The sequence below is a fragment of the Microcystis sp. M083S1 genome, assembly GCF_020246405.1.
Classification (GTDB): domain Bacteria; phylum Cyanobacteriota; class Cyanobacteriia; order Cyanobacteriales; family Microcystaceae; genus Microcystis; species Microcystis aeruginosa_C.
This window is the reverse complement of record NZ_JADBTB010000032.1, coordinates 56,599-81,317: the sequence shown is the minus strand read 5'-3', so window position 1 is coordinate 81,317 and position 24,719 is coordinate 56,599. Positions and strand designations below refer to the sequence as shown.

Sequence of the window (24,719 nt, the reverse complement as noted above, 5' to 3'; positions counted from 1 at the left end):
TTTATGGGCAGATATTTTAAAACTGTCTCTTGAAGCTAATTATGATGATTATCTTGAAAAAAAATGATAATTAGACAGAAGTTCTCTATGTGAACAAGAGAACTTTATCTTCTTTTGTTTTCAAAATGAGAATTGCTGCATCGATTGGGCAAGACTCAAGAATTAGACCCAGAAACGTTGTGAAGTCTTGTACCACTGCTCGTTTTCGGGAGATGTTTGCAGATCTTCCAAAATCGATTCAAGAGCAGACCCGTAAAGCGTATCGGCAATTCAAAGAAGACCCAAGCTATCCCAGCTTGCGATTCAAGAAAGTCCATCCACAGCTGCCCATCTATTCTGCACGCATCAATAGGGATTATCCTGCTGTCGGTCAATTAGAGGATGATACGGTGATTTGGTTCTGGGTTGGTTCCCATGCAGAGTACGATATGCTGCTGGATCAATTGTAGTGCGGTGCCGCTCTGGTAGGCCCAGTTGGGGAATGTTAGGGAAGATTCCCATTGTCGTTAGAAGCGGGTAACGCGACTCGAACGCGCGACATTCACCTTGGGAAGGTGACGTTCTACCACTGAACTATACCCGCAAAACCATCCCTAATCATAGCATTGACCCCCCGACAAGAGCAACTGCTCTAGGCTGTTTTTCATCACCGCGCCGGTTTGTCCAAAAACGCTAAATAGACTCGCCAGCGGATGATCAAAAATATTCACCGTTCAACTTCTTCATCCTCAAAGAGTCAAGGAGCTAGAGATTGTTTTAAATGCCATTTGTCGATAATATCACCGGGTAATTTTGAGAAGTTGGCAAGGTTTCTTTGAAAATGCCTCTTAGCTTGGACAGGAATTTAGGGGGTATTTTCTGGAAAAGAATCACTATAATTAAATAAAAATGGTACGCTATTTTTTCCCGATCCATCCATGACTAAAACCCGGGGCATTTGCGCCCCACCTTCGCGCCAAGCTTCGATCGCTTCTTTCTGTAAAACTAATCCTCCCCCCTGTTCTTTTAAAGTTTCTGCTAATAGTCTTTGTGCCTCAGCTTTCCCTTTAGCGCGATTAACTTCTGCTTGGGCCTGTTGTTCCGCTTCTTGGGTGATATAAACGGCTCTTTGGGCCCGTTGTTCTGCGATTTGTTTATCTTCGACAGCCCGAGCAAATTCTGGAGAAAAATTCAAATCTACCACACTGGTATCTAAAACTAGAATACCATACTTTTCTAACCGAGTCGATAGGGCATTATCAAAGTCTTCTTTTAACTCACTGCGTCGAGTAATTGCCTCCTCTACGGTTCTTTTAGCGGCGGCAATTTTAAAGGATTCTTGGGTTTGAGGGGCGATAATTTTAGCGACAATATTTTGCAGGGTGCCTTGGGTTCTTCTAATGACCACTACTTGAGTCGGATCGAGACGAAAATTAATCGCAAAACTAGCGGATAAATCCTGTAAATCTTTAGTGGAACTTTGGGCGGGAACTTCAAATTTTTGCACCGTAACATCGTAGATATCGACACTAGAAACAAAGGGAGGTTTAAAGTGCAATCCCTCCAATAAAACCCCGTCCTTAGCCTTTCCTAACACACTTAAAACCCCCGCTTGTCCGGGGGTGATAATCACATAGGCATTAAAGGCCGCTAAAATGACAATAGTGACCAATAATCCCCCGATCAGGGAAAGTAAATTAATAGCATCTTTTTGGTTCATAGTTTATACTCCTTGACGAGCGACTAAAGCGAGAATTTTTACTGCGATCGCTTGATTAACGGGCATCACTGACAGACGATTTCCTGTCCTTACTAATAATAATTCATCGGCGGTAAAATTTTGTTTTAAAATTCCTAGGGGCAGCAGTTGGGGAAAAAGGCGCTCAAACTCAACTTTAACCGTCCACCAGCGCGGGGAATCTGGGGAGGATTTAGAATCATAGTAGGGACTATCGCGATCGAATTGTGTGGGATCGATCATATCAGTTTGCACCACTCGCATCAAGCCGACAATCCCCGGCGGGGTCGTATTAGAATGATAAAAAAAGGCCAAATCTCCCCGTTTCATCTGACGGAGAAAATTGCGGGCCTGATAATTTCGCACCCCTTCCCAAATAGTTTGACCATCTTTTTTTAAATCCTCGATACTATAGACATCGGGTTCCGATTTCATTAACCAATAATTTAAATTCATCATTTATACTTGTTATTAATTCAAATAAGCTCAAAAAAATTTTTAGCCGTTCCTGTCAGCCCTGTCACCATAGGGTTAAATATAATTCACTTTGACTGCTTTTGCAGAGCTACTCAAACAATTATTGAGAAGAATGTATCTAAAAATACTTTTGTTAGGGGCAATTTTTAAGAACTATGATCCTTCAAGTCTAGCTATTCTTGGCAACCGTCAGTTTTTCCCTATAGCTAAAAATAATTTATTCCCAGCATTAAATCGCTCAAATAAGCTGTAAAATAAGATACATTGCTCTAAAAATCTCTAGCCAATCCATAGATTATCGGTGTTCCAAGCCACTCGCCGCCGTTTAGCCTTATGGTACACTGTTGTCACTGCCATACTACTGCTTTTTCTCGCTACGGGAATGTATTTTTATGTGCGCCATACCCTAGTGGATCGCATTGATGATACCCTCAAACACATCATTGAGGTGGTAAATCGTTCCCTCGTGATCGAATCGATTCCCCCGGATCAAGGACGTTATCGCGTCGATCCCCTCGCAAGTTTTCCCAGTCAGGGTAAATCCGTGGAGGACGATCATATAGATTTGGAATGGTTCGATCCCCAAGGTAATCTAGTTTGGTCAACTTTGGCTGAATCCTTAGATATTCCCCTCCATCCCCACCGTCAAGGGGAAACTATTCGCTTATCCGATAATCGTCTGCTGCGACAAGTAACCGAAAGGGTGGAAATCGGTCATTATGTTTTGGGATATCTGCGGGTAAGTCATCCTTGGTTTGAGGTGACAAAACCGATTAGACAGCTATTATGGGATTTAATCGTCGGAATTTGCCTGATGATTGCCAGTGTCGCCTGGATTGGTTGGTTTTTGTCCGGTTTAGCCATTCAACCGGTAAAAGAGTCCTATCAGAGTTTAAAACAATTTACCGCCGATGCTTCCCATGAATTACGCAATCCGATCGCCACTATCCAAACTAACGTGCAAATGGCGATCGCTTATCCCCAAACTGGCCATCAACGCTTGCAAGTGATCGATCGTTTAACGGAAAGATTGGGCAATTTAGTCAATGATCTGCTTTTTTTAGCCCGTTCCGATAGTGGCATCGTCCAACCGATCGAGCAAGCTGTACCTTTGGATGCTTTATTGATGGAAGTGGTGGAAGAACAGCGTTTAATCGCCGATAAGCAGGGAATTTCCCTCTCTTTGTCGATTGTGGAACCGGACCAAGAGGATTTTTCCTACAGCGATGAAATGTTTACTATGCAGGGAGATTGGGATCAATTAGCACGTTTATTCACAAATTTAATCTCTAATGCCCTAAAACACGCTTTTTTAACCGAATCTGAGCCTAAAAATGTGGCTGTGGAATTGGAGAAAAGTAAACGCGATCGACAATCGGTGTTACTGGTACGCGTCAAAGATAACGGAATCGGGATTCCCGAGGCTGCTTTGTCCCATATTTTCGATCGCTTTTATCGTCTCGATCCCGCGCGACAAAATTCTGCCACTTCCGGGGGAACAGGATTAGGATTAGCGATCGCTTTAGCGATTACCCTCAGTCATCATGGACAAATTAGCGTCGAAAGTCAGATTGATCGAGGAACAATCTTCACCGTCACCTTACCGAAAAGCCATCAACGGGAGAAAAAAACCGAAAAGTCAGAAGCTTGACACTTCTGACTTTTTTTCATACCCCCAAGGGAATTCGAATCCCTGTCGCCTCCGTGAAAGGGAGGTGTCCTAGGCCACTAGACGATGGGGGCGTGGATTTCAGACCTTTTTAAATATAACAATAATCTTTCTGGGAGTCAAGGGTTTTGGCCAAAATTTTTTTTATCCCGTCCTTGCACAATAGGATAGTCTAAATGAAGATGTTATCGCCCAAAATCCATGGCTGCCGATCCCTATAAAAGCCGACTGTTCAACCTGATCAACCGTCGTTTGATCCGTCTGAAAGATAACCTCGGCCGCGTCTCCCGTCGCGGTCAAAATGCGATCGCTATTGCCTTGCAAATAGCCCTCTATCCCGTCTATTTGCTGGTACAATCCCTGCGGATGACGGCTAATCAATTAGGGAACAGTCTCCAGAAACAATTATCACCCCCCGGAAAAGAGGGGACGGATGCGATCGAAGAATTTCTCCAGAGCTTATCCGACCAAGAAACGGCATTTATTGGCATAGCAGCCGATCTAGAGGATCAAGCTTTAGTTTTCGTCACTAACGATCACCAGACTGTTAAAATCACCGATAATCAAACCCAAAGACAAATAGAAAAACAAATTAGGACGGCACTGGCTAACTACGCCCTCGAAAAACGGAGAATTAAGCGATTAAATCGTCAATATACGCCTTTATTACCGAATTTTACCGACAAAAATCCTGTCTTGCCTCCGATCCGTTGGTTTTGGAACCTACTACGCTGGGAACAACAGGGACAAATAGCGATCGCCATAGATCTATTCCAAGAATCCCATCTCGTCAAAACCCCGACACCACCCTCCTTACCACTGCCTAATTTAAATTCTCAAGCGATTTTACAGGTTATTGACGAAAAATTAGCAATTTTCGAGGCTAAATTTCTCGCTATCTCCCCCGCAATCCCCAGCAGTGTTAGCCACACCTCTAACCTACCTTCCGATCTCGTTAACCAGTCCCCGACTCTCGAGAAAAATTCCTCCTATCTCTGGCGACTTTATTGGTTAATTTATGCGGCGATCGAGCATTTCTGGGCAAAAGAGAAGAATAATTTAGAATATAGTGCTGATTCACCCGCTTTATCGGCAAAATATCCCCTAAGTCTTCCTAATTCTCTGCTGATCACCTTCAAGCAACGTCTCCAGGATTGGCTAGAAAAACAAACCCAAGCGGATCCCTTCACGATCGGCAAACTCATCCAAGCGGCGATCGATCACTTCTTTGCCTCTGGCCAATCCCTGACATTTTCCGCCGTCAGTGAGCAGCCATGGCTAGAATCCGCCGATATCTTGGCTATTTCTCCCCAAGACTCCGAAAAACCGCGCCTTCACCCCGCTCATCCCCTTCCCCAGTCCCTAGGCACACCAGCCGAGCCTATTATCACAAAAAAAGCTTTTAGTCAAGAAAAACAAAATAAATCTTTACAAAAAATCCCCCCGGCCGCTGCTGAAATTACCCCTAGAGAATCCCCCCCCACAACCCAATTAGATCCCCGCTATGCCAAGGAGATAATTCAACCAATTAACGAAGAATGGTTAGAAACCGAATCAACCCCCGTCGGCTACGTTAAACACCCCTTAGAACGGATTTTAGAGGGATTAGATGCGATTATTTTATGGGTGGAGGAATTAGTTATTAAAATCTGGCGTTGGTTGCGGTACAATCGACGCATTTCTAAATTACTCAAACGCAAACGCTAAATCGATCGGTTTTGGGTATAGCCGATCGGTTAGTCTTTCTGTTGTGAGAAACTTGAGACTATAATTCATCGACAAAAATAAGCTAAACTAACGGCAAAGATAATAAGTTTTGATTTTTTTCCTTGGCATTACTTATGGACGGTATCTGTACCCTAGCCAATGATCGGGTTTACGATCAATTAGTCGCCCTACTCAACAGCATCGAGGTCAATGGAGGAAAAGATATTCCTGTTTGTGTCTATCCCTACGATGACAACACCGAACGGATCAGAGCGGAAATTGCTCAACGTCCTAACGTACAGTTGTTTGATAATCAGGAAATTATCGAACGCTGGGAAAATTTCGCCAAGTCGATTTGGGATAGCCACCCGCAAGCCCGCGAACGTTGGTTGAAATCGGGTTGCACTGACCGATATTATCGTATGGGAATGCACCACCGTTTTATTGCTTTTGATAGTCCCTTTGATCGTTTTATCTACATGGATGGGGACACCTTGCTACTCGATGCCGTTGATAAAATCTTCGCTATCCTAGATAGGCACGATTGTGTTGTTTATGACTTTCAGCACAAAGATCCCACTCATGTCTACGAAGTTTCTCGACCAAAATTATTCGAGGTTTTTTCCCGTGATCGTATCGAAAAGGAGATTTTTTGTGCGGGTTTCTATGCTTCTAAAATTGGTTTATTCGATGAAAATCAGCGAGATTGGCTAGTAGAACAATTGCGAGCAGGAGAAGCGGAAATTCTCTATCCGATGGCTCCCGATCAAACTATCGTCAATTATATGATGATGCGCTCAAATTTTCCTATATATAATCTAGCTCTTCAATTGCCTAAAGAAGAACGCACCGGCTGCTGTGTCACCTCTCCCCATTTTCAGGCTTTAGATAATATTCTTTACGATAAGGGCAACCGCTTGACATACCTTCACTACATTGGTTTATCTTCCTCTCTGTTCACTCGACTTTGTAGCGGTGAAAACCTCGATTTTCCCTATCGAGATATTTTCTTACACTATCGTTATCTCTACCAACCTAGTCAACGTCCTATATTTACCGGTAGTCCCAAACCCTATCAACCACCGACCCCAACTTTTTGGCAAAAAGTAACCAGAAAACTGGGCTTAGGAAAATAATAATATAGCAAATTAGGTTACACTTCATCTGTAGGAGAAACGCTGTAACCTAATTCCGATGATGGCTATACTTTCTGACCTATTTTCGGTTCCGTCCCTGCCAACAATCTTTTAATATTACCCTGATGACGAACAATCACATAGATTCCCCCCATCAAACTAAATAAAATATAGGGGAGAGGTTGACCTAAAATAACCATTAAAATATTCACCACCAGCGCCCCGATAATCGAACCTAAAGAAACAATCCGGAAAAGTGCGAGAATAACTAAAAAACTTGCCAAAGTTCCACAAGCCACTAGGGGATTCATCACTAATAAAACCCCTAAACTGGTGGCGACGGATTTACCACCACTAAAATTCAAGAAAATCGATTTACTATGACCAATGATTGCCCCCAATCCTGCCCCGATAATTAACCAGTAATACCAACTTTCTGGGAGAGGATTGACATCCATAAAATATAGTCCTCGTACCAGGGCCACCGCCACCATTCCCTTTAACATATCAATTAATAACACCGTCGCCCCGGCAGTTTTTCCCAGAGTTCTCAGCACATTGGTGGCCCCGGTGGAACCGGAACCATAGTCACGAATATCGATACCTTTGCTGTATTTACCGATTAAATAACCCGTGGGAATCGAACCGAACAGATAGGATAAAAGTAAGATAGTAAGACTGATAAGAATCGGAATAAGCATAAATTAAGCCCAATTTTTAGCAAGAGCGAGCGCCGTTATCAGTGTATCAGCCTGAAGACAAAAAAACACTCACAGGGAACCATAGACGGGAATTGCCGCCCCGCGCAAGTCTTTCGCCCCTTCCCCCGCCAGAAAACAGATCACCTCGGCTAGAGATTGGGGACTGACCCAGTCCTTGGCATTTGCCTCTCCCATCGCTTCCCGGTTGCCCGGAGTATCGATAACACTTGGCAAAACCACGTTAGCAGTAATATTAGTCTGTTTGGTTTCTTCTGCGATCGCTTGGGTTAGAGCCACTACCGCCGCTTTCGAGGCACAATAGGCGGCCAAATTTGCCCCCGGTTGTACGGCGCCACGAGAACCGATAGTGACGATACGACCATAATTATGAAGTTTCATCGAGCGTAAACAGTGTTTACACAGTAAAAAAGTGCTATGGAGGTTTAAATCAAACATTTTTAGCCAATCTTCATAGCTAAACTCCTCCGTCGCCCCCATGGTAAAACCCCCGACTAGATGAATTAAAACATCGACCCGACCGAGATCATCAATTAATCTAGCCACGGCAGTTTCTTGGGTTAAATCCACCCTGACAAAGCGAATACGCTCAAATTCCGCCGCACTCAGCCGAGATTTCAGGCGACCTACCTCCCTTTCCTCTCGATAGGTCATGGTCAGATGACCGCCATGGTGTAAAACCGCCGGAGTGACTCCTAAACCCAGTCCCCCCGTACCGCCGGTCAGCAATACCCGTTTATCTTTCATATTGATTGATAGATAGTCGATCGCTCCAATTATAGGCGATTTAACCTGGCAATTGGGCAATACTACAGCCTTGCTCGCCGGACTAGGATTCCTTCATCGCTTGTTTTTTCTCCGCCTTCAGGTCGCGACTGCTGGCGGCGGCAATTTCCGCATCCATCAGGGTGCGTCCGGTGGCCGCTAGATAGACATCATCGAGACTAGGACGGGATTGGGCCATGCTGAACACGGGTAATCCCGATTCGGCTAGGGTTTGTTCAATTTTGCTTAAAGGATTGCTATTGGCCGTCACGATAAGATTAAGGGAGTTACCCTGGGCGGTATTAACTATCACTTCCTCGACAAAAGGCAGACGGGATAATAATTCTTTCGCTTGGAAAGCTTCTTCCTCTGGGGAAAATTCCCGCACTTTTAAGGTGATGCGATCGCCACCCAGTTGTTCCTTTAGTTGTGAGGGGGTACCGCGAGCGATGACGATACCATTGTCGATAATTGCCAAGTTATCGGCCAAAGCGTCGATTTCTTCGAGATAATGGCTGGTAATTAATACACTGGTTCCGGCCGCCCGCAATTGTCGCAGAAAATCCCAGACAATCAAACGACTTTCGATATCGAGGCCCACAGTCGGTTCATCCAGCACTAAAACTTCCGGCTGATGCAATAATCCCGCCGCTAAATCCAGCCGTTTTTTGATGCCACCGGAATAGGTCCCCGTTTTTTTGTCGGCGTATTCCTCTAATCCTAAAAGATTTATTAATTCTTTGATGCGCTCTCTTGACTTTTGAGCGGGAATGTGATATAGAGCGGCTTGTAGTTGCAACAGTTCCCGGCCCGTGAGCATTTTATCGAGGGCGACTTCTTGGGCAACGTAACCCAGGCGTTTACGGGCGGATTTGGGGTTATTCAGGGCATCGACACCCCCCACCTCGATTTTGCCGCCATCGGGTTTAGCAAGGGTACAAAGACAGCGAATCGTGGTGGTTTTTCCCGCACCATTGGGACCGAGTAAACCGAAGATTTCTGCCGCTTTCACGGTAAAGGAGATATCTTTAACCGCTGCTGTCTGACCGTAGGATTTTTTTAACTTTTCGATCGCCACCGCAAGGGTCATAAGCTGATTTTCGCCCACTTGAGCGAGACAATTTTTTTGTTAACTTTCTCGGTCTATTTTAACCCAGATTCCCCACTGCAAAATCTAGTACAGCCTTGTTTATCTTTTCTGATCAAGATAAACTTTGACGGGATTTGGCCTCATCCCCAGATAACCTGCTGCTGTTCCGGCGTTGCCTGTTGGCCCGGGCAACTTATTCCGACAGCATGGTTCACGTTAACTTAAATTAACTTTGTTGGCAAAAGTGAATCAGAACAAGGGTTTTTCGTTAGTGTGATAATGATTATCATTCTAATTAACGAGAGAAATCATGGTTCTACAGGTCTCTGGGGTAGGATTAGTTTGTGCTGGGAAGAAAATAAGCGAAAAAAGCCATAAATCTCCATTTATCGCTGTTAGCTTCATTTTATCGCTTTCTTTCGCCCTGGTAACGGTGGCTAAGGCTGAAGAGCCTGCCATTGGTCAGAGTTTGCCCGAATTTTATATCGGGGTGGATAATCAAATCACCTTAACTCGGGGCATCTATGAGGGATTAGCCAATCCTAACTATAACCGGTTAACTCTTCTGGTTGCTCACCGAGAGGGAAACCCTCATTTTCACGGTATCGGCACTTACAGTTATTCCGGCCCGTCTGGTAATCCAGTAGTTAATCCGACTAACACCAATAATCGCATTCCTGAGACTTCTACAGGATTGCCTCCTCTCTCCTTAATTGCAGGACAAGGAATTTTTCAGAATAGTTTTGTTAGTGCTGCCACTGGGGAGGAATATAGCAATCTACTGATGCAATCAGTGGCAACTATTAATAATTCCTCTGACTTGGGAGAACAAGCTCTTTTTAACAGTTCTGGGGGACGGTGGAATCGGTCTTTAGGTAATGCCAACCTATCCTTACAACTGTTAGAGATTAGTGATGGATTAACAGTAGCTAACTCTTTAGGACAGACAATTTTAGCTAATGCCGGCGATATCTATGCGATCGGTACTGGTGATAACTTCTCCTTTTTACCGAAGTTTCTTGCCTCTCGACCGGGAAAATATTCAGCCAGTTTTAAGCTGGTAGATCTTAGCCTTTCTTGGGGAGAGTCAGGAATTTTTAACCTAGATTTTCAAACAGTTCCCGAACCATCAACTCTGATCGCCTTAATACTGTTCGGATCAATTTTATTAACTCGATCGAGCAGTAAAAACTAAAACCAATCGGTTTTGGAGAGAGCCAACTTATCTCCAAAACCGCTCTAGATCGAGATCGGCTTTATTGAAATGGAAAACAGGGATTATTCCCTAAAAAACTAGCAACTTTTTTGACTATAATAACGACAAGATTATCGGTATAGTTTTAAACTATCCTAGGATAAGCCCTATCTCGATCGCAGTATATATTTATGAAATTTAGTGAAATTGCCCAAAAATTAAGCCCTTTAGTCTCTGCTCACAGTTTAACTGCCTATCCCGACAGAAATCCCCAAATTAAAGCCATAACTCCCATCGAAACCGCCCTAGTCGATACGATTAGCTATATCGAAGGGGGAAAATTTGCTGCCTTTGTCGCCAAAACTGAGGCTACTGCCCTAATTCTGCCCCTGGATGCCAATTTACAACAACAGGCCGACGAACGCGGCATCCCTTGGTTAGCTAGTGCCAATCCCCGACTTTTATTCGCCCACGCCATCAAATTATTCTATCAACCCTTTCAGCCCCAACCCTACATTCACGCCACCGCCGTGGTGCATCCATCGGCTAAAATCGGCCATAAAGTCGCCATCGGGGCCCATGCCGTGGTGGAAGCCAATGTCACCCTCGGTGATGGGGTGTGCATTCATCCTAACGCCGTTGTTTACCCCGGGGTGCATATTGGTGATCGCACAATTCTCCACGCTAACTGCACTATCCATGAACGGGTACAAATAGGCAATGATTGCGTTATCCACAGTGGCGCTGTTATCGGTGCTGAGGGCTTCGGTTTTGTGCCGGTTCCCGAAGGCTGGTTTAAGATGGAACAATCGGGTATCGTGGTCTTAGAAGATGGGGTGGAAATTGGCTGTAATAGCGCCGTGGATCGCCCGGCAGTGGGAGAAACCCGCATCGGTAGCCAGACTAAGATCGATAATCTCGTCCATATTGCCCATAATTGCCAAATTGGCCAAGCCTGCGCCCTAGCAGGACAGGTAGGCATGGCAGGAGGCGTAAAATTGGGCAATCGCGTTATTTTAGCGGGACAGGTGGGCATTGCCAATCAAGCGGTGATCGGGGATGGTGCGATCGCAACAGCCCAAGCTGGCATTCACAACGATATCGGGGCAGGAGAAGTGGTTTCTGGCTCTCCCGCTATCCCCCATAAGCTATTCCTCAAGGTAGCAGCCGCTTACAAGCGTTTACCCGAAATCTATCAAGCGGTTAAGCAGTTGCAAAAATAGCCCTATTCAGGGGACAGGAGACAGGAGACTCCGAGACAGGAGACAGGAGATTATTTTTATTTATTCTCCCTTCTCCCCACACCCCACACCCCACACCCCACACCCCCATCTCCCCACTGATAACTGATAACTGATAACTGATAACTGATAACTGATAACTGAATCATCGTGACTGGCAAAAGCAAGGGCGCTATCGCCGCAGGACATCCAAAAACTGCCGAAGCTGGACAATTAATCTTAGAAATGGGCGGCAATGCCTTCGATGGGATTGTTGGCTCGATTTTAGCGGCTTTCGTGGTCGAATTCACCCTCGCTTCGGCGGGGGGCGGCGGTTTTTTACTAGCACATACCAAAGAAAAAGTCAATACCCTTTTTGATTTTTTTTGTCAAACTCCAAAATATAAAAAACCCTTGACAAAGATCGACTTTTACCCAGTGGCGATCAATTTTGGTGGTGCTAGTCAAGATTTTCACATTGGTCGAGGTGCGATCGCTACGACCGGGGTGTTACGGGGATTGGAAACAGTGCAGAAAAAACTGGGAAAATTACCCTTTGCCGTGGTAGCAGAACCAGCGATCGAATATGCTCGTCAAGGCTACATTTTGAGCCAATATAACGGCTTTTGCCTGGGTTTACTCGCTTCGATCCTGCTCAAAGATAGAGAGGGTTTAAAAGTCTATGCCCCGCAAGGAAAACTCCTGCAAGCTGGTGATCGCTGTGTGATGAGGGATTTTGCCAACAGCTTAGAGGAATTAAGCAAAAAAGGCGTAAAAGACTTTTATGAGGGAGAAATCGCCCACCAAATCGCCAAGGATATGCAGGAGGGTGGTTATCTTACCCTAGAGGATTTAAGTCATTACCAAGTCCTTGAGAGAAAACCCCTAAAAACCGAATATCGGGGGTACGAAATACTGACTAATCCGCCGCCTAGTTCTGGGGGAATTCTCCTGGCTTTTGCCCTAAAATTACTGGAAACAGTCAATTTATCGGCTTTAGAGCATCTAGGGAACAAACATCTGCAAATTTTAACAGAAGTGATGGCCTTAACCAATCAAGCTCGCGCTCAAGGCTACGATAATTTTATCCATCAGGAGGGAATCGAAGAGGAATTCCTCTCATCAGAATTTTTAGGCAAATATGCCAATAAATGGGGCAGTACCACCCATATTAGCATTATCGATGGGGAAGGTAATGCCGCCAGTGCCACCTTTTCCAACGGCGAAGGATCAGCTTATACCGTGCCGGGGACGGGAATTATGCTCAATAATATGATCGGGGAAGCGGACTTAAATCCCTTTGGTTTTCACAATTGGCCCGTTGATCGTCGTTTATCCTCAATGATGTCGCCGACGATGATTTTAGAAGAAGGAAAGCCGCGATTTGTTCTCGGTTCTGGGGGTTCCAATCGCATTCGCACCGCTATTTTGCAGGTTATTAGCAATTTAATCGATTTTCGGCAATCTTTAGCCGATGCGATCGGGGCCTCGCGCATACATTGGGAAAATCAACAATTAGGAATTGAACCTTTAGAAGATCGGGAAAATCTGCTCGAAAATCTGGTTTTACCCGCAAATACTCAAGTAACCCGTTGGCAAGAACAAAATATGTTTTTTGGGGGTGTGCATGGGGTGGCAGTGAATGAGCGGGGGGAATTAACCGCTACGGGCGATCCGCGTCGGGATGGAGTAGGATTATTGATTAGTAATTAGTAATCGGCCAACATAGTGGTGTGAGCTTGTTTACTTCTTATCGTTTACTGTTTACTTTTGAGATACTCATGTTGCTCTTGCGTTATGGTATTACCGTGAGTGCGGTGCTTGGGTTGATTTTCTTGGCTGAATCCTCGGTTAAGGCACAAACTCAGTCCGCTGCCGATTTATTGAAGAAACCCCGACCTACTGCCAATCCCGTTTCTCAATTACCCGGTCCATCGGCGGCACCGGCAACCACGGAAGCGGATCCCAAAGCCCCCAATTATCTTAATCCTAGTGGCAATCCCCTAATTTTTCCCACCAAACCAGATGAGGTGAATATTAGGGTAGTACAACCGATCAGCTTAAATCAAGCGATCGAATTAGCTTTAAAAAATAATCAGACCTTACAGACAGCCCGGGTCGATTTAGAAATCGCTCGCGCCCAATTAAAGGAACAACAGGCGGCTTTATTACCCACGGCCCAAGCGGAAACCAGTATCACTCAAGCTCAATCGGCAGTTGCCCAAAGACGGAATGAGTTGGCTCGTCAACAGGGAATCCCAGCCACTACATCCGAAGATAGTACCAACCTTCAGGGTAGTGTTCAGATTGTCTATGGGGTTTATACAGGGGGTGAACGGACAGCCCAGATCAAAAGGGCCGAAAAAGTGATCCGGCAACGGGAATTAGAGGTGGAACGAGTCTCGGAACAAACTCGTTTTGATGCCACCGATGCCTATTATGAATTGCAGAGGGGTGATGCTCAGGTAGCGATCTCCCAAGCCTCGATCGAGGATGCTAGTCAAAGTTTACGCGATGCTCTATTATTGGAGCAAGCGGGACTAGGAACCCGATTTGCTGTCCTACAGGCGGAAGTTGACCTCGCTAACGCTAACCAAGACTTAACCCGGGCGATTTCTACCCAGCGTATTTCCCGACGGCGACTGGCACAGATATTGAGTGTCGGTCAGCACATCGAGTTAACCGCTGCCGATGAGATTCGCGAGGCGGGAACTTGGGGCTTAAGTCTTAATGATAGTATCGTTTTGGCCTACAAAAATCGCGCGGAATTAGAACAACAACTCTTACAACGGGAAATTAGCGAACAGGATCGCTCGATCGCTATTTCGGCGGTGATTCCCCAAGTGGACCTTCTGGGCGAGTATAATGTCCTCAACGATCTCAGTGATGATGCTGGTTTTGGCGATGGTTTTAGCGTTGGCGGCCGGATTCGCTGGACTTTCTTTGATGGTGGTCGTGCTTTTGCTCAGGCCCGTCAAGCGGAAAGAAATATTGATCGCGCCGATACGGAATTCTCCCTCCGTCGCAATGAAATTCGCCTTCAGGTGGAGGAATACTACTATAATTTGATTTCTAACCAAGAAAACATCAAAACTTCGCAAAAAAGCATTGAATCAGCCACGGAAAGTCTGCGATTAGCCCGTTTACGCTTCCAGGCCGGTGTGGGAACCCAAACGGACGTGATCAACTCCCAGCGGGATTTAACCGATGCCAGAAGTAGTTATCTACAGGCGATCGTTGATTACAATAAATCCTTGAATAGTCTCCAGCGAGCGATTAGTAATTTACCGGATAATCGTTTGTTTGAAGTGCGTTAATTGTGCGATTTATTGATGTGTGGTGTGGGGGGAGATAGGCAAATCTCCCCTATTTTAATGAGTTTCGATAGATCACCTGGTTAGGCGATCGTTCCCGTCAAGGGGGAACTAGGACTAGCATAGGACTTAATCGGCATTCTTCCCGCTAAATAGGCTAAACGTCCCGCTTTTGCCGCCATTGCCATGGCTTGGGCCATCATAGCTGGATTGGCCGCCATAGCGATCGCACTGTTAATTAATAAAGCATCCGCACCCATTTCCATGGCCCGGGCCGCTTCTGAGGGTGTACCGATCCCGGCATCTACCACCACGGGAATTTTGGCCGATTCGATGATAATCGCGATATTTGCCTCATTTTTCAGGCCCTGTCCCGACCCAATCGGCGATCCTAGGGGCATAACCGTGGCGCAGCCAGCTTCCTCTAAACGTTTGGCCAAGAGAGGATCGGCGTTAATATAGGGCAGTACGGCAAAACCTTCTTTAACTAATTGTTCCGCCGCTTGCAAAGTTCCGATCGGATCGGGTAATAAATATTTAGGATCGGGAATAACTTCGAGTTTAATAAAGTTATTGTCTTCCTGTCCCAATAATTTGGCCATTTCTCGCCCTAAACGGGCCACCCGAATCGCTTCTTCGGCCGTTTGACAACCGGCAGTGTTGGGTAACATCCAGATTTTCGACCAATCGATCGCCGCTGCTAATCCCTCATGACCGGGTGCGTTCGTTTGTACTCGTCTAACGGCGACGGTGACGATCTGACATTCACTGGCAGTAATACTTTCCTGCATAGTCGTCAGATTGGCATATTTGCCAGTCCCAGTCATCAAGCGGGAGTGAAAGGTTTTCCCGGCAATGGTGAGACTATCATTCTGGGGCGATAAAAGTGCTTGGGGTTTATTCTCAATAATAGTTAAGGACATAGGTGGAATAGTAAGGGGTGATGGTCGCTTAAAGCGATCGCAGCTAAAATGGGTCAAAATGGGATTAACTTTGTCATTAATCACCAGGTCAGCAATTAAGGAAGCAGTGACAGGAGCGAGTAAAATGCCATTGCGATAGTGACCGGTGGCTAAAATCAGGTTATCACAGCTACTGCGGCCTAAAATGGGTAATTCATCCGCTGTACCCGGACGGAATCCCCACCACATTTCCTCGATTTCCCAGTCAGCTAAAGGGGGATAGAGACGGGTGGCCCGCTCAAAAAGGGTTTGTAGTCCTTGGGGTGTATTACCCGTTTGCCAGGCCACTGTTTCGGAAGTGGCCCCGATAATTAAACGACCATTGCGACGGGGAACTAGATAGGTTTGCGGACCGAATAAAACCCTAGCTAAGGTCTGGTTAGGGGGCATTTTTACTGCGGCCATTTGACCTTTGACGGGATGGATAGGGAGGGGTAAAAGTTGACTCGTCCAGGATCCCGCCGCTAAAATGTAAATTTTTGCTTCTAATTCCCCAATTGAAGTATAAATACTCTTGACTTTTCCCTGCTTTTGCTGTATGGCGTGGACTTCTATGCCTTGGCGAATTTCTACCCCTAAATTTTCGGCCGCTTGTTGCAGCGCAGTCACTAGCTGCCGGTTGTCCACTTGTCCATCGTCGGGATACCACCAACCACCGACCACATCTTTACCTAGTCCGGGTTGGTAGAGATGAACTGCATTGCTGTCTAACCAAATTTTATTAACTTCCTCGGTAGTAACGGGCTGATCTAGCTCGTAAACGGGAGCAAGAATACCACAGGGATAGTAACCGCTGTTTATCCCCGTTAAATCCTCGATTTTGCGGCTCCACTCCGGATATAGCCAGCGCGATTGCCGACAAAGATCGAGAAACGGACCCGGGGGAATCCCCTCCGCGTGGGGGGCCAACATTCCCGCAGCCGCACGACTAGCGGCCTGAGCTATATCTCGAACTAGGAGGGTAACTTTTGCCCCGCGCAATTGCAGATCGACGGCGATCGCTAATCCGATGATACCACCGCCTAGGATCAAAATTTCGCTAGTTGAGTTCATAAAGTCTCTGGCACCAACAATAATTACTGAAATGACAAGGAATCAGAAGTTAGAAAAAGAAAAACGTATTAAAATAACATATATAGTTTTTTTATACCAATTAATCATAATTTTTAGCTTGATTGACTACTAAACTCCCAAATGGTTGGCCGAGAGGGGGGAGAAGTGAGGCTACTGGCATAATTTAAGCTTAAGATGATTTGTAGTCAATCTTTTCTAAGCTTCCCTTTTTCTTTAGAGCATAATGACTTCCCCTGCTGTCGATCGAGTTTATCAAGGTCAATTCGGAGAGTTTACGATTACGGATAGCGATCGCCTAGGCGTGCGTCTCTACCGTCTGGGGTTAAATTTAGCGGCTTTTAGTTTCGCTGTCGCTACAATTATAGTTCTCAGCCGACCGCAATTACTGCCCCTGACCAACCTTTTATACATGGGTTTTTGTCTGGGGTTAGGCATCAGTTTATTGACTATCCATATTTATTTAATTCCCCTCCATCGTCTCCTGCAAGTTTTTTGGCTAATTGGGGCGATTACTTCCCTAATTTTCAGCCTTTATTATCAACTTTCTCCCCTAGAATTTGTCTATAACCATCCGGTGAGTTTATTCGGTGTGGGCTTTATTTTTGCTAGTCTCACGGGGATTTATTTCAAAGAAGCTTTTTGTTTTAATCGTCTAGAAACCAAGTTTTTAACCCCTCTAGTTCCCAGCCTTTTACTCGGTCATCTTTTGGGGATATTGCCCTTAAATTGGGAAAAGGGGCTATTAATTCTCTGGGCGACTTTATTTGTTATCTTTGCTCTGGGAAAGTTAAGCCAACCTCTCCCCAACGATATCGGTGATAAATCAGTCTTTGAACATCTTAATCATTGACTCACTCTCCAGAGATTAAAATCCATTCTAAGATACAGTCTTGCGGGCGAGTGAGTGGAACGAACCACTCCAGACACAAAGGACACAAAGATCGATCACTACTATATAAGTTAAACTGATCGGGTTTCAGCTTTTTGTTCTTTGTCTCTTTCTGGTTTATTCTTGGTCAGTAATCAGTAAACAGTAAGCAGTAATCAGTGAAAAGATAGTAAGAAACTTATATTTAATACTGTCACTTAAAACTCAAATCTGATAACTGATAACTGTTACTTATCTGGAGTCCTCGATGGTAGCCGGATTAGCAGTATTGGCAGTCTTGCTGGTGAACATTTGTATCAGACTAAAACCGACAAAAGCGAGTAAAGCTATGCCACCAATAGCAGTAACAATTTTACCCACGAGATTTTCTGTGCGGGGTTGTTCGGGGGCATCCTCGTTAGGATCTTCCGAATGGGCAAAACGATTGTAGAGGAAATCGAGAGCTTCATTGCGGAGTTCGTAGTAACGGGGATCCTCGGTAATTTGGGAACGAACCCGGGGACGAGCAAAAGGCATCTTTAACACCTCACCGATTTTAGCGCTTGGGCCGTTGGTCATCATCACCAAGCGATCGCACAAGAACAAAGCCTCATCGATATCGTGGGTAATCATCAACACGGTTAACTGGTTTTCTTGCCAGATTTTCAGCAATTCTTCCTGTAATTCCTCTTTAGTGATCGCATCTAAGGCCCCAAAGGGTTCATCGAGGATGAGGACTTGGGGACGAATGGCCAGGGCGCGGGCGATCGCAACCCGTTGTTTCATACCTCCCGATAATTGGGGGGGTTTTTTCTGGGCTGCTTCTGTCAATCCCACTAAGGATAGATTTTCTTCCACGATCTTCACCTTCTCAGCCTGAGATTTTTCGGGATAAACGGAATTAACCCCGATATAAACGTTCTCAAAGGCAGTTTTCCAGGGCAAAAGCGAATAATTTTGGAATACCATCATCCGGTCTGGTCCTGGTTCCTTAACCTCTTTATCCTGTAGCAGCACTTGCCCACGACTAGGAGAAGAAAACCCCGCCACCATATTTAAAAGGGTCGATTTACCGCAGCCGGAGTGACCGATAATGCAGACAAATTCCCCCTCATTGACTTGCAGCTCCACACCGTCTAAAACGGTGTAAACCCCTTCGGGGGAGGGGTATTCTTTGGCAACATTACTAACTAATAAAAAAGGCTGGGTGGTGGTGCTGGAATTCACGGTCTTATCGGTAAAAGTTTGCATATTCGTCCTAGATTTATTTTAAGGTGAGCAAAGCCCACCACAACCATTAATTCGGGTCTGCTGAAAAAGTTTTTCGTGGGGTGTGGGGTGTGGGGTGTGGGGTGTGGGGTGTGGGGTGTGGGGTTTTAGAGATTTTCATCTGGTCAATTACCTAATTTTCAGGGAAAAAGTCCAGGGATTTTCCCCCCGATCACTCCCATATCTCGTACTTTTTGATTGCCAAAAAGTCTAAAAGTTTTACCCAACAAGGTTTTTAGATTTATTCAGCCAACCTTAATTAGCGACGGGATCATCGAGGAGAACTTCTGAGACGCGATAATCGCGACGGATCGAGAAACGTTCCAGATAGCCGATCGGATCGTCGGGATTGAAAATAAGATGATCAAAGAGGGCGAAACTGTGGCGATCGGGTTCCAAATCGGGAAGACCCAGGGACCGGCAAGCTTCGCCAAACAGATCGGGACGACGGACGCGTTCAATCACTTCCACCCAGTTGCGGGGGAACGGTGCGTAACCCCAACGAGCAAGCTGAGTTAGGGTCCATAGGGCCTCACTCCGGCCCGGACAGTTAGCTTGATCGACGTAAAACTGATTAAATCGGAATAGGGGTTCAGGGGCAGTTCCTAAACCGCGATCGTAACCATCGAGAAAACCGGGGCGGATAATTGCGCTATCCACGCCCACATACTGGGGCTGACTGAGAATATTAACGATATCTTCTCGATTACGCTGATCATCGCAGTATTCGCAGGCTTTAATTAAAGCTTTCACCATGGCGATATGGGTTTCGGGATGTTTCGCTGCCCAAGTTTCCTTGACTCCGAGAACTTTTTCTTGGTGTCCGGGCCAAATATCAAGATCGGTGGCGATAACGTAGCCTAATTTTTCGTGAACGGCGTAGGAGTTCCAGGGTTCCCCCACACAATAACCGTCGATCTTACCCGCTTTTAGTAAGGAAACCATTTGAGGCGGCGGAATTACGGCTAAATTGACATCACTATCGGGATCGATGCCGCCACTAGCTAACCAGTAGCGTAACAGTAGATTGTGCATGGAGGCGGGGTGAACCATGCCGAAAGTGGCGATTTGGTCGGGACTTTGCAGGAGGGCCCCCTTTAAGTCCTCCAGTTTTTCTACCCCCAATTCCCTGTATTTATTGCTGAGGGTGATGGCGTTACCGTTGCGACTGAGTACCAAAGCACTAATCACGGGGACAGAGGGCTTATTGCCGGCTCCAATGGTCATGCTGAGGGGCATTCCCGCCACCATCTGGGCTGCATCGAGACGACCGGTAGCCACTCCTTGGGCGAGCGCTTTCCAGTTGGGTTCCCGTTGCAGGATAACATCCTCTAATCCTTCCTCGGCGAAGAAACCTTTCTCTTTGGCGATAATAATCGGGGCGCAATCGGTGAGGGGGATAAAACCGATGATAGGATTGGTTTTCAGTCGGGTAGCTTGGCCGATCACCGTCACCGGAGCGGTGGGTTGACCGACTTTCTTCGATCGCTTCTGTTGGTTGAGGAAATAAACGATCTCGTTACGGAGGGAGTAGTAACTGGGGTGGTTAACTACTTCTAAACGATGCCGGGGCCGGGGAATGGGAACATCGAGAATCTGACCGATATGGGCCTCTGGACCGGTGGTTAACATCACCACTCGATCGGATAGTAATAGGGCTTCATCCACATCGTGCGTGACCATGATACAGGTAACGTGGCTTTCTTCGACGATTTCCATCAAACGTTCCTGTAAATTGCCTCTGGTTAACGCATCCAGCGCCCCAAAGGGTTCATCGAGTAGCAGAACTTTTGGCCGTAGGGCTAGGGCGCGGGCGATCGCTACCCGTTGTTTCATGCCTCCCGATAATTCTCCCGGTCGTTTGTTGGCGGCATGGCGCAGGTGTACCATATCGATACTATGTTCGATGACACTTTTGCGTTCAGCAGCCGGTAGATGACGCAGCACGCGGTTAACTCCTAGGGCGATATTTTCCCGGACGGTTAACCAGGGCAGCAGCGAATAATTCTGGAACACCACCATGCGATCGGGACCGGGACCTTTAATTTCTTTTCCCTCTAAAATCACCCCTCCCACCGTCGGGCGATCGAGTCCAGCGACCATATTTAAGAGGGTGGATTTCCCGCAACCGGAGTGACCGATTAAAGAGATAAATTCCCCTTGAGTAACGCTGAGATCGATATTTTTTAGGGCGATATATTGACGGCCATCGGGGAGAGGGAAAACCTTATCAATGTGATCGACTTCAATAAATGCAGACATTTTCAGTTATCAGTTATCAGTTATCAGTTATCAGTTATCAGTTATCAGATGTGAGTTTTTAGTTTACTGTTTACTGTTTACTTAAAAAGCTCCCCACACCCTGCCCCCACCGAAAAACTTTTTGCCGCAAACCCTATTTATTTTCTTCGGGTACAACTAATTTAGCGATGTAGGCCATGAGGCGATCGAGTAGGAAACCAACAATACCCACATAAATCAGGGCGAGGATAATTTCACTGATCATGGAACTATTCCAAGCATCCCAGATAAAGAAGCCAATTCCCACGCCACCGATCAGCATTTCCGCCGCTACAATTGCCAACCAAGATAAACCGATACCGATTCTTAATCCCGTGAAAACGTAGGGAACGGTGGCGGGAAAAAGAATATTGAAAAAATATTCAACTTTGGATAATTTTAGCACTCTAGAGACGTTTTTATAGTCTTGGGGAACCTGTTGTACTCCCACGGCTGTGTTAATAATAATTGGCCAAATTGCTGTAATAAAAATTACAAATATGGCACTAGGTTCGTTATTACGAAAAGCCGCTAGGGAGATGGGTAGCCAAGCTAGGGGGGGAACGGTACGCAGGATTTGGAAAATCGGATCGATCGCATCATAAACTAGGGCGCTACTACCGATTAAAATTCCTACGGCAATGCCGACAATAGCGGCAAGGGTAAAACCGACGGCCACCCGTTGTAAACTAGCGAAAATTTGCCAGAATAACCCCACATCCGTGCCACCATTATTGAAAAAGGGATTAATAATTAATTCCCAGGTATCGCTAACCACTTTAGTGGGACTAGGGAGGGGAGCATCAGGACTAAAACAGAGAATTTGCCAGATGAGAAGGAAAATTAATAAAGCAATAGCCGAAGTTGCTAGTTTGGGTAATTTTTTTTTCAGGTCTTTTACCCATTTTGAACCTTGAGAACGACGAGAAATAGAAACAGCCATAATCAGTTATCAGTTATCAGTTATCAGTTATCAGTGGTTCAGTTATCAGTGATCAGCATCAGTGATCAGTTATCAGTTATTAATTACCAGTTATGAGCAAATCATCTTTAACTGTTGACTGGTTACTGATCACTGAACACTGATTTAAACCTTTTTAATCTTGAGAGATTTCAGGTAAGCTTGGGGATTTTCGGGATCAAATTTCACGCCATCAAAGAAAGTTTCCACACCGCGAGAGGTAGAGGTGGGAATTTGATCAGCCGGAACATTGAGGGCTGTGGCGGCTTCTCTCCAGATATCTTCCCGGTTAACCTTATCAACTAAAGCTTTGATGTCCGTATCGGCGGGAATATAGCCCCAACGGATGTCTTCAGTCACAAACCAAGTATCATGACTCTTGTAGGGGTAGGAAGCGTTATCAGCCCAGAATTTCATGGCTACGGGGCTATTTTCGATTTTGCGACCATCACCGAAATCGATATTACCTTGCATTCTTCCCAAGATATCGGCGGGGTCAATTTTCAGCCATTCCCGTCCTGAAATAATCTCGCACATTTCCTTAACATTAGCGGGATCGTTGCACCATTGCTGCGCTTCTAGAACAGCCATAGTTAAAGCTTTTGCCGCTTTGGGATTTTTATCCACCCAATCGGCGCGTAAAGCGAAGGCTTTTTCGGGGTGATCCTTCCAGAATTCTCCGGTGATCAGGGCAGTGTACCCGAGGCCTTTGGAGACGATTTGGGCGTTCCACGGTTCGCCGACACAGAACGCGTCCATGGTGCCGACTTTCATATTGGCCACCATCTGCGGCGGGGGAACGACGATGAGGGAGATGTCATTATTGGGATCGATGCCGCCCGCAGATAGCCAGTAACGCATGAACAGGTCGTGGTTGCCCCCCGGAAAGGTGACGGCAGCTTTCATTTCTTTGCCGGCAGATTTCGCTTTGGTGAGGGTTTCTTTGAGTTTAGAACTGTCGAGGTCGAGTTTTAAATCCGCGTGGGATTTGGAGATCGATATCGCCTGACCGTTGGTATTCAAACGCGCCAGAATATACATCGGTACGGGCTGTTTGGTGATTTTGCCCAAGGTCATTAGGTAGGGCATGGGGCTGAGGATGTGGGACCCGTCGATACCGTTACCCGCCGAACCTAATTCGAGGTTATCCCGGGTTGCAGCCCAAGAGGCTTGTTTCATCACTTGCACATCGGGCATCCCGTGTTTAGCGAATAAACCTTTTTCCTTGGCGATAATTAAGGGGGCAGCGTCGGTGAGGGCAATAAAACCTAATTTAGCGGTGGTGACTTCGGGAGTTTCTCCACCGGCAGCGGGGGAAGCGGCAGGACTGCCGGCCGGGGAGGGACTGGTTGCGGTATTATTGGGAGTGGCGCAACCGTGGAGAATTGCTGTTCCTACGGCAGTTGCCCCGGCAGTGAAGATAAATCTACGTCTAGAAAGTTTACTCATGGACTAAAAAATCGTGATTAGAAACTAAACAAAGGTGATGAAACGGTGAAAAATTCTCATTACTTCCCCTAACTGACTGCGGTGATAACCGAGAAAATTTCTTGAAAGTAACTGTTGATTCAGTAAGGAGGCTTTGACTATTTTTATCTCTTGATCGCTTTTGCTTCTCCATCTGGGGAGATTTAGCAGTAGTTTTTGTCTAAGAGATTTTTTCTAGAAGCATAACAGTTTTGAGGAGTGGATAGATAGATAGGGGCGGTTTTTGGTCATCTGGGCTAGAAAGATCAGTTTATTTCAGGGTTATCACCGAAGCAATTAACTTAAATTTACAGTCTTCAACAGGAAAATTCGTATAGATTGTTACAAAATATTGCCAGTCATGTAATAAAAGCATAAAAATTTGTCTGAAACGCATGGCAGAGCGATGGGGATTTTTAGCTATCTTGACTCAGTTATCGGATTTGAGTTTGCAGTTCACTGATTATCGGTTGGGTGCAGCTCACATTTGTGAATCTCTCCCAGTTATGATGACCAGCAGCAGTTATTAAAAGAGGGCGAAGGCAATTCGCTCCTACAATAATATTATTGCGCCAATGGTAGGGGCGCATCGTGGTCAGTGAGTTTATCGAACTGCGTGCGCCCAAAATGTAATAAGCTGCCCGGGTATTTAAGTAGCTGGTTATAATTAAATTAAAAATGGATTTTAGGTTCGATCCCCCCTGCCCCCCTTGATAAGGGGGGTGCCGATCCCCCCCTTAGTCCCCCCTTTAATCCCCCCTTAATAAGGGGGGCATCTGACAACTTTTAACGCCTACCTACTTAAATTGCTTGTTGAGATGAGGCACTC

Annotated in this window: 20 protein-coding genes and 2 tRNA genes; 10 read left to right on the top strand and 12 right to left on the bottom strand. The window is 45.9% G+C overall.

Going from position 1 to position 24,719, the window contains the following annotated elements:
* The first annotated feature begins 179 nt into the window (after positions 1-179).
* Entirely contained in the window at positions 180-449 is a 270-nt protein-coding gene (locus IM450_RS03300) for a ParE family toxin-like protein (RefSeq protein ID WP_287666907.1), read from the top strand.
* A 62-nt stretch (positions 450-511) separates the two neighbouring features.
* Here the strand turns inward: IM450_RS03300 and IM450_RS03295 are convergent.
* From IM450_RS03295 to IM450_RS03285, 3 genes are all read right to left on the bottom strand, one after another.
* Positions 512-583, bottom strand: a tRNA-Gly gene (locus IM450_RS03295).
* Positions 584-844: 261 nt separating this feature from the next.
* Positions 845-1,699: a prohibitin family protein gene (locus tag IM450_RS03290; RefSeq protein WP_002799939.1), complete on the bottom strand. Its 855-nt coding sequence runs from the start codon at positions 1,697-1,699 to the stop codon at positions 845-847.
* Positions 1,700-1,702: 3 nt separating this feature from the next.
* Complete coding sequence (locus IM450_RS03285) at positions 1,703-2,176, bottom strand: EVE domain-containing protein (protein ID WP_002799938.1); 474 nt, start codon at positions 2,174-2,176, stop codon at positions 1,703-1,705.
* An 88-nt stretch (positions 2,177-2,264) separates the two neighbouring features.
* On the opposite strand from IM450_RS03285, the gene IM450_RS03280 reads away from it, so the two are divergent.
* Both IM450_RS03280 and IM450_RS03275 read left to right on the top strand, forming a co-directional pair.
* Complete coding sequence (locus tag IM450_RS03280; RefSeq protein ID WP_085983387.1) at positions 2,265-2,447, top strand: hypothetical protein; 183 nt, start codon at positions 2,265-2,267, stop codon at positions 2,445-2,447.
* Between the two features lie 48 nt (positions 2,448-2,495).
* Complete coding sequence (locus IM450_RS03275; protein WP_287666902.1) at positions 2,496-3,845, top strand: sensor histidine kinase; 1,350 nt, start codon at positions 2,496-2,498, stop codon at positions 3,843-3,845.
* Positions 3,846-3,864: 19 nt separating this feature from the next.
* On the opposite strand, the gene IM450_RS03270 is transcribed toward IM450_RS03275, so the two are convergent.
* Positions 3,865-3,937 (bottom strand) — tRNA-Glu (locus tag IM450_RS03270).
* A gap of 127 nt (positions 3,938-4,064) precedes the next feature.
* On the opposite strand from IM450_RS03270, the gene IM450_RS03265 reads away from it, so the two are divergent.
* Positions 4,065-5,570, top strand: coding sequence for a hypothetical protein (locus tag IM450_RS03265; RefSeq protein WP_287666899.1), 1,506 nt, complete (start codon positions 4,065-4,067; stop codon positions 5,568-5,570).
* Between the two features lie 134 nt (positions 5,571-5,704).
* A complete protein-coding gene (locus tag IM450_RS03260) occupies positions 5,705-6,706 on the top strand; it encodes an Npun_R2821/Npun_R2822 family protein (protein ID WP_287666913.1) in 1,002 nt (333 codons plus the stop codon).
* A gap of 65 nt (positions 6,707-6,771) precedes the next feature.
* Here the strand turns inward: IM450_RS03260 and plsY are convergent, their stop codons facing one another.
* The 3 genes from plsY to IM450_RS03245 all read right to left on the bottom strand — a co-directional run bounded on the left by plsY (position 6,772) and on the right by IM450_RS03245 (position 9,280).
* Positions 6,772-7,407 carry a glycerol-3-phosphate 1-O-acyltransferase PlsY gene (gene plsY / locus IM450_RS03255; protein WP_425590331.1) on the bottom strand — a complete coding sequence of 212 codons (636 nt, stop codon included), beginning with the start codon at positions 7,405-7,407 and terminating at the stop codon, positions 6,772-6,774.
* Between the two features lie 69 nt (positions 7,408-7,476).
* On the bottom strand, positions 7,477-8,172 hold the full coding sequence (gene fabG / locus IM450_RS03250) for a 3-oxoacyl-ACP reductase FabG (protein WP_002799931.1): 696 nt from the start codon (positions 8,170-8,172) through the stop codon (positions 7,477-7,479).
* A gap of 82 nt (positions 8,173-8,254) precedes the next feature.
* Positions 8,255-9,280 (bottom strand): daunorubicin resistance protein DrrA family ABC transporter ATP-binding protein, encoded by a 1,026-nt coding sequence (locus IM450_RS03245; RefSeq protein ID WP_002799929.1) that lies wholly within the window; start codon positions 9,278-9,280, stop codon positions 8,255-8,257.
* Between the two features lie 310 nt (positions 9,281-9,590).
* On the opposite strand from IM450_RS03245, the gene IM450_RS03240 reads away from it, so the two are divergent.
* From IM450_RS03240 to IM450_RS03225, 4 genes are all read left to right on the top strand, one after another.
* The gene (locus IM450_RS03240; protein WP_002799928.1) at positions 9,591-10,475 is read left to right on the top strand and encodes an all3515 family Zur-repressed PEP-CTERM protein; all 885 of its coding nucleotides are present in this window, start codon (positions 9,591-9,593) and stop codon (positions 10,473-10,475) included.
* Positions 10,476-10,666: 191 nt separating this feature from the next.
* Complete coding sequence (gene lpxD, locus IM450_RS03235) at positions 10,667-11,698, top strand: UDP-3-O-(3-hydroxymyristoyl)glucosamine N-acyltransferase (RefSeq protein WP_287666895.1); 1,032 nt, start codon at positions 10,667-10,669, stop codon at positions 11,696-11,698.
* A 168-nt stretch (positions 11,699-11,866) separates the two neighbouring features.
* Positions 11,867-13,408: a gamma-glutamyltransferase gene (locus tag IM450_RS03230; protein WP_287666892.1), complete on the top strand. Its 1,542-nt coding sequence runs from the start codon at positions 11,867-11,869 to the stop codon at positions 13,406-13,408.
* Positions 13,409-13,476: 68 nt separating this feature from the next.
* A complete protein-coding gene (locus IM450_RS03225; protein WP_287666889.1) occupies positions 13,477-15,012 on the top strand; it encodes a TolC family protein in 1,536 nt (511 codons plus the stop codon).
* Between the two features lie 80 nt (positions 15,013-15,092).
* Here IM450_RS03225 and thiO read toward each other — a convergent pair whose 3' ends face one another.
* Positions 15,093-17,024 (bottom strand): glycine oxidase ThiO, encoded by a 1,932-nt coding sequence (thiO, locus tag IM450_RS03220; protein WP_287666887.1) that lies wholly within the window; start codon positions 17,022-17,024, stop codon positions 15,093-15,095.
* 244 nt (positions 17,025-17,268) lie between these two features.
* Here thiO and IM450_RS03215 point away from each other — a divergent pair, with 244 nt between their 5' ends.
* Entirely contained in the window at positions 17,269-17,895 is a 627-nt protein-coding gene (locus tag IM450_RS03215) for a DUF2301 domain-containing membrane protein (RefSeq protein WP_002799919.1), read from the top strand.
* A 270-nt stretch (positions 17,896-18,165) separates the two neighbouring features.
* On the opposite strand, the gene IM450_RS03210 is transcribed toward IM450_RS03215, so the two are convergent.
* From IM450_RS03210 to IM450_RS03195, 4 genes are all read right to left on the bottom strand, one after another.
* Positions 18,166-19,164: a nitrate ABC transporter ATP-binding protein gene (locus IM450_RS03210; RefSeq protein ID WP_287666884.1), complete on the bottom strand. Its 999-nt coding sequence runs from the start codon at positions 19,162-19,164 to the stop codon at positions 18,166-18,168.
* A gap of 273 nt (positions 19,165-19,437) precedes the next feature.
* A complete protein-coding gene (locus IM450_RS03205; RefSeq protein ID WP_287666882.1) occupies positions 19,438-21,444 on the bottom strand; it encodes an ABC transporter ATP-binding/substrate-binding protein in 2,007 nt (668 codons plus the stop codon).
* 133 nt (positions 21,445-21,577) lie between these two features.
* On the bottom strand, positions 21,578-22,405 hold the full coding sequence (gene ntrB / locus IM450_RS03200; RefSeq protein ID WP_002773094.1) for a nitrate ABC transporter permease: 828 nt from the start codon (positions 22,403-22,405) through the stop codon (positions 21,578-21,580).
* Positions 22,406-22,549: 144 nt separating this feature from the next.
* The gene (locus IM450_RS03195; protein WP_159297524.1) at positions 22,550-23,872 is read right to left on the bottom strand and encodes a CmpA/NrtA family ABC transporter substrate-binding protein; all 1,323 of its coding nucleotides are present in this window, start codon (positions 23,870-23,872) and stop codon (positions 22,550-22,552) included.
* Between the last annotated feature and the right edge of the window lie 847 nt (positions 23,873-24,719).

What these genes read in the sequence shown, in the direction of transcription:
- IM450_RS03210 (WP_287666884.1), bottom strand. Translation starts at nt 19,164, where the DNA reads ATGCAAACTTTTACCGATAAGACCGTGAATTCCAGCACCACCACCCAG.
- IM450_RS03225 (WP_287666889.1), top strand. Translation starts at nt 13,477, where the DNA reads ATGTTGCTCTTGCGTTATGGTATTACCGTGAGTGCGGTGCTTGGGTTG.
- IM450_RS03245 (WP_002799929.1), bottom strand. Translation starts at nt 9,280, where the DNA reads ATGACCCTTGCGGTGGCGATCGAAAAGTTAAAAAAATCCTACGGTCAG.
- IM450_RS03260 (WP_287666913.1), top strand. Translation starts at nt 5,705, where the DNA reads ATGGACGGTATCTGTACCCTAGCCAATGATCGGGTTTACGATCAATTA.
- IM450_RS03290 (WP_002799939.1), bottom strand. Translation starts at nt 1,699, where the DNA reads ATGAACCAAAAAGATGCTATTAATTTACTTTCCCTGATCGGGGGATTA.
- thiO (WP_287666887.1), bottom strand. Translation starts at nt 17,024, where the DNA reads ATGAACTCAACTAGCGAAATTTTGATCCTAGGCGGTGGTATCATCGGA.
- plsY (WP_425590331.1), bottom strand. Translation starts at nt 7,407, where the DNA reads ATGCTTATTCCGATTCTTATCAGTCTTACTATCTTACTTTTATCCTAT.
- IM450_RS03215 (WP_002799919.1), top strand. Translation starts at nt 17,269, where the DNA reads ATGACTTCCCCTGCTGTCGATCGAGTTTATCAAGGTCAATTCGGAGAG.
- IM450_RS03240 (WP_002799928.1), top strand. Translation starts at nt 9,591, where the DNA reads ATGGTTCTACAGGTCTCTGGGGTAGGATTAGTTTGTGCTGGGAAGAAA.
- ntrB (WP_002773094.1), bottom strand. Translation starts at nt 22,405, where the DNA reads ATGGCTGTTTCTATTTCTCGTCGTTCTCAAGGTTCAAAATGGGTAAAA.
- fabG (WP_002799931.1), bottom strand. Translation starts at nt 8,172, where the DNA reads ATGAAAGATAAACGGGTATTGCTGACCGGCGGTACGGGGGGACTGGGT.
- IM450_RS03285 (WP_002799938.1), bottom strand. Translation starts at nt 2,176, where the DNA reads ATGATGAATTTAAATTATTGGTTAATGAAATCGGAACCCGATGTCTAT.
- IM450_RS03195 (WP_159297524.1), bottom strand. Translation starts at nt 23,872, where the DNA reads ATGAGTAAACTTTCTAGACGTAGATTTATCTTCACTGCCGGGGCAACT.
- lpxD (WP_287666895.1), top strand. Translation starts at nt 10,667, where the DNA reads ATGAAATTTAGTGAAATTGCCCAAAAATTAAGCCCTTTAGTCTCTGCT.
- IM450_RS03265 (WP_287666899.1), top strand. Translation starts at nt 4,065, where the DNA reads ATGGCTGCCGATCCCTATAAAAGCCGACTGTTCAACCTGATCAACCGT.
- IM450_RS03205 (WP_287666882.1), bottom strand. Translation starts at nt 21,444, where the DNA reads ATGTCTGCATTTATTGAAGTCGATCACATTGATAAGGTTTTCCCTCTC.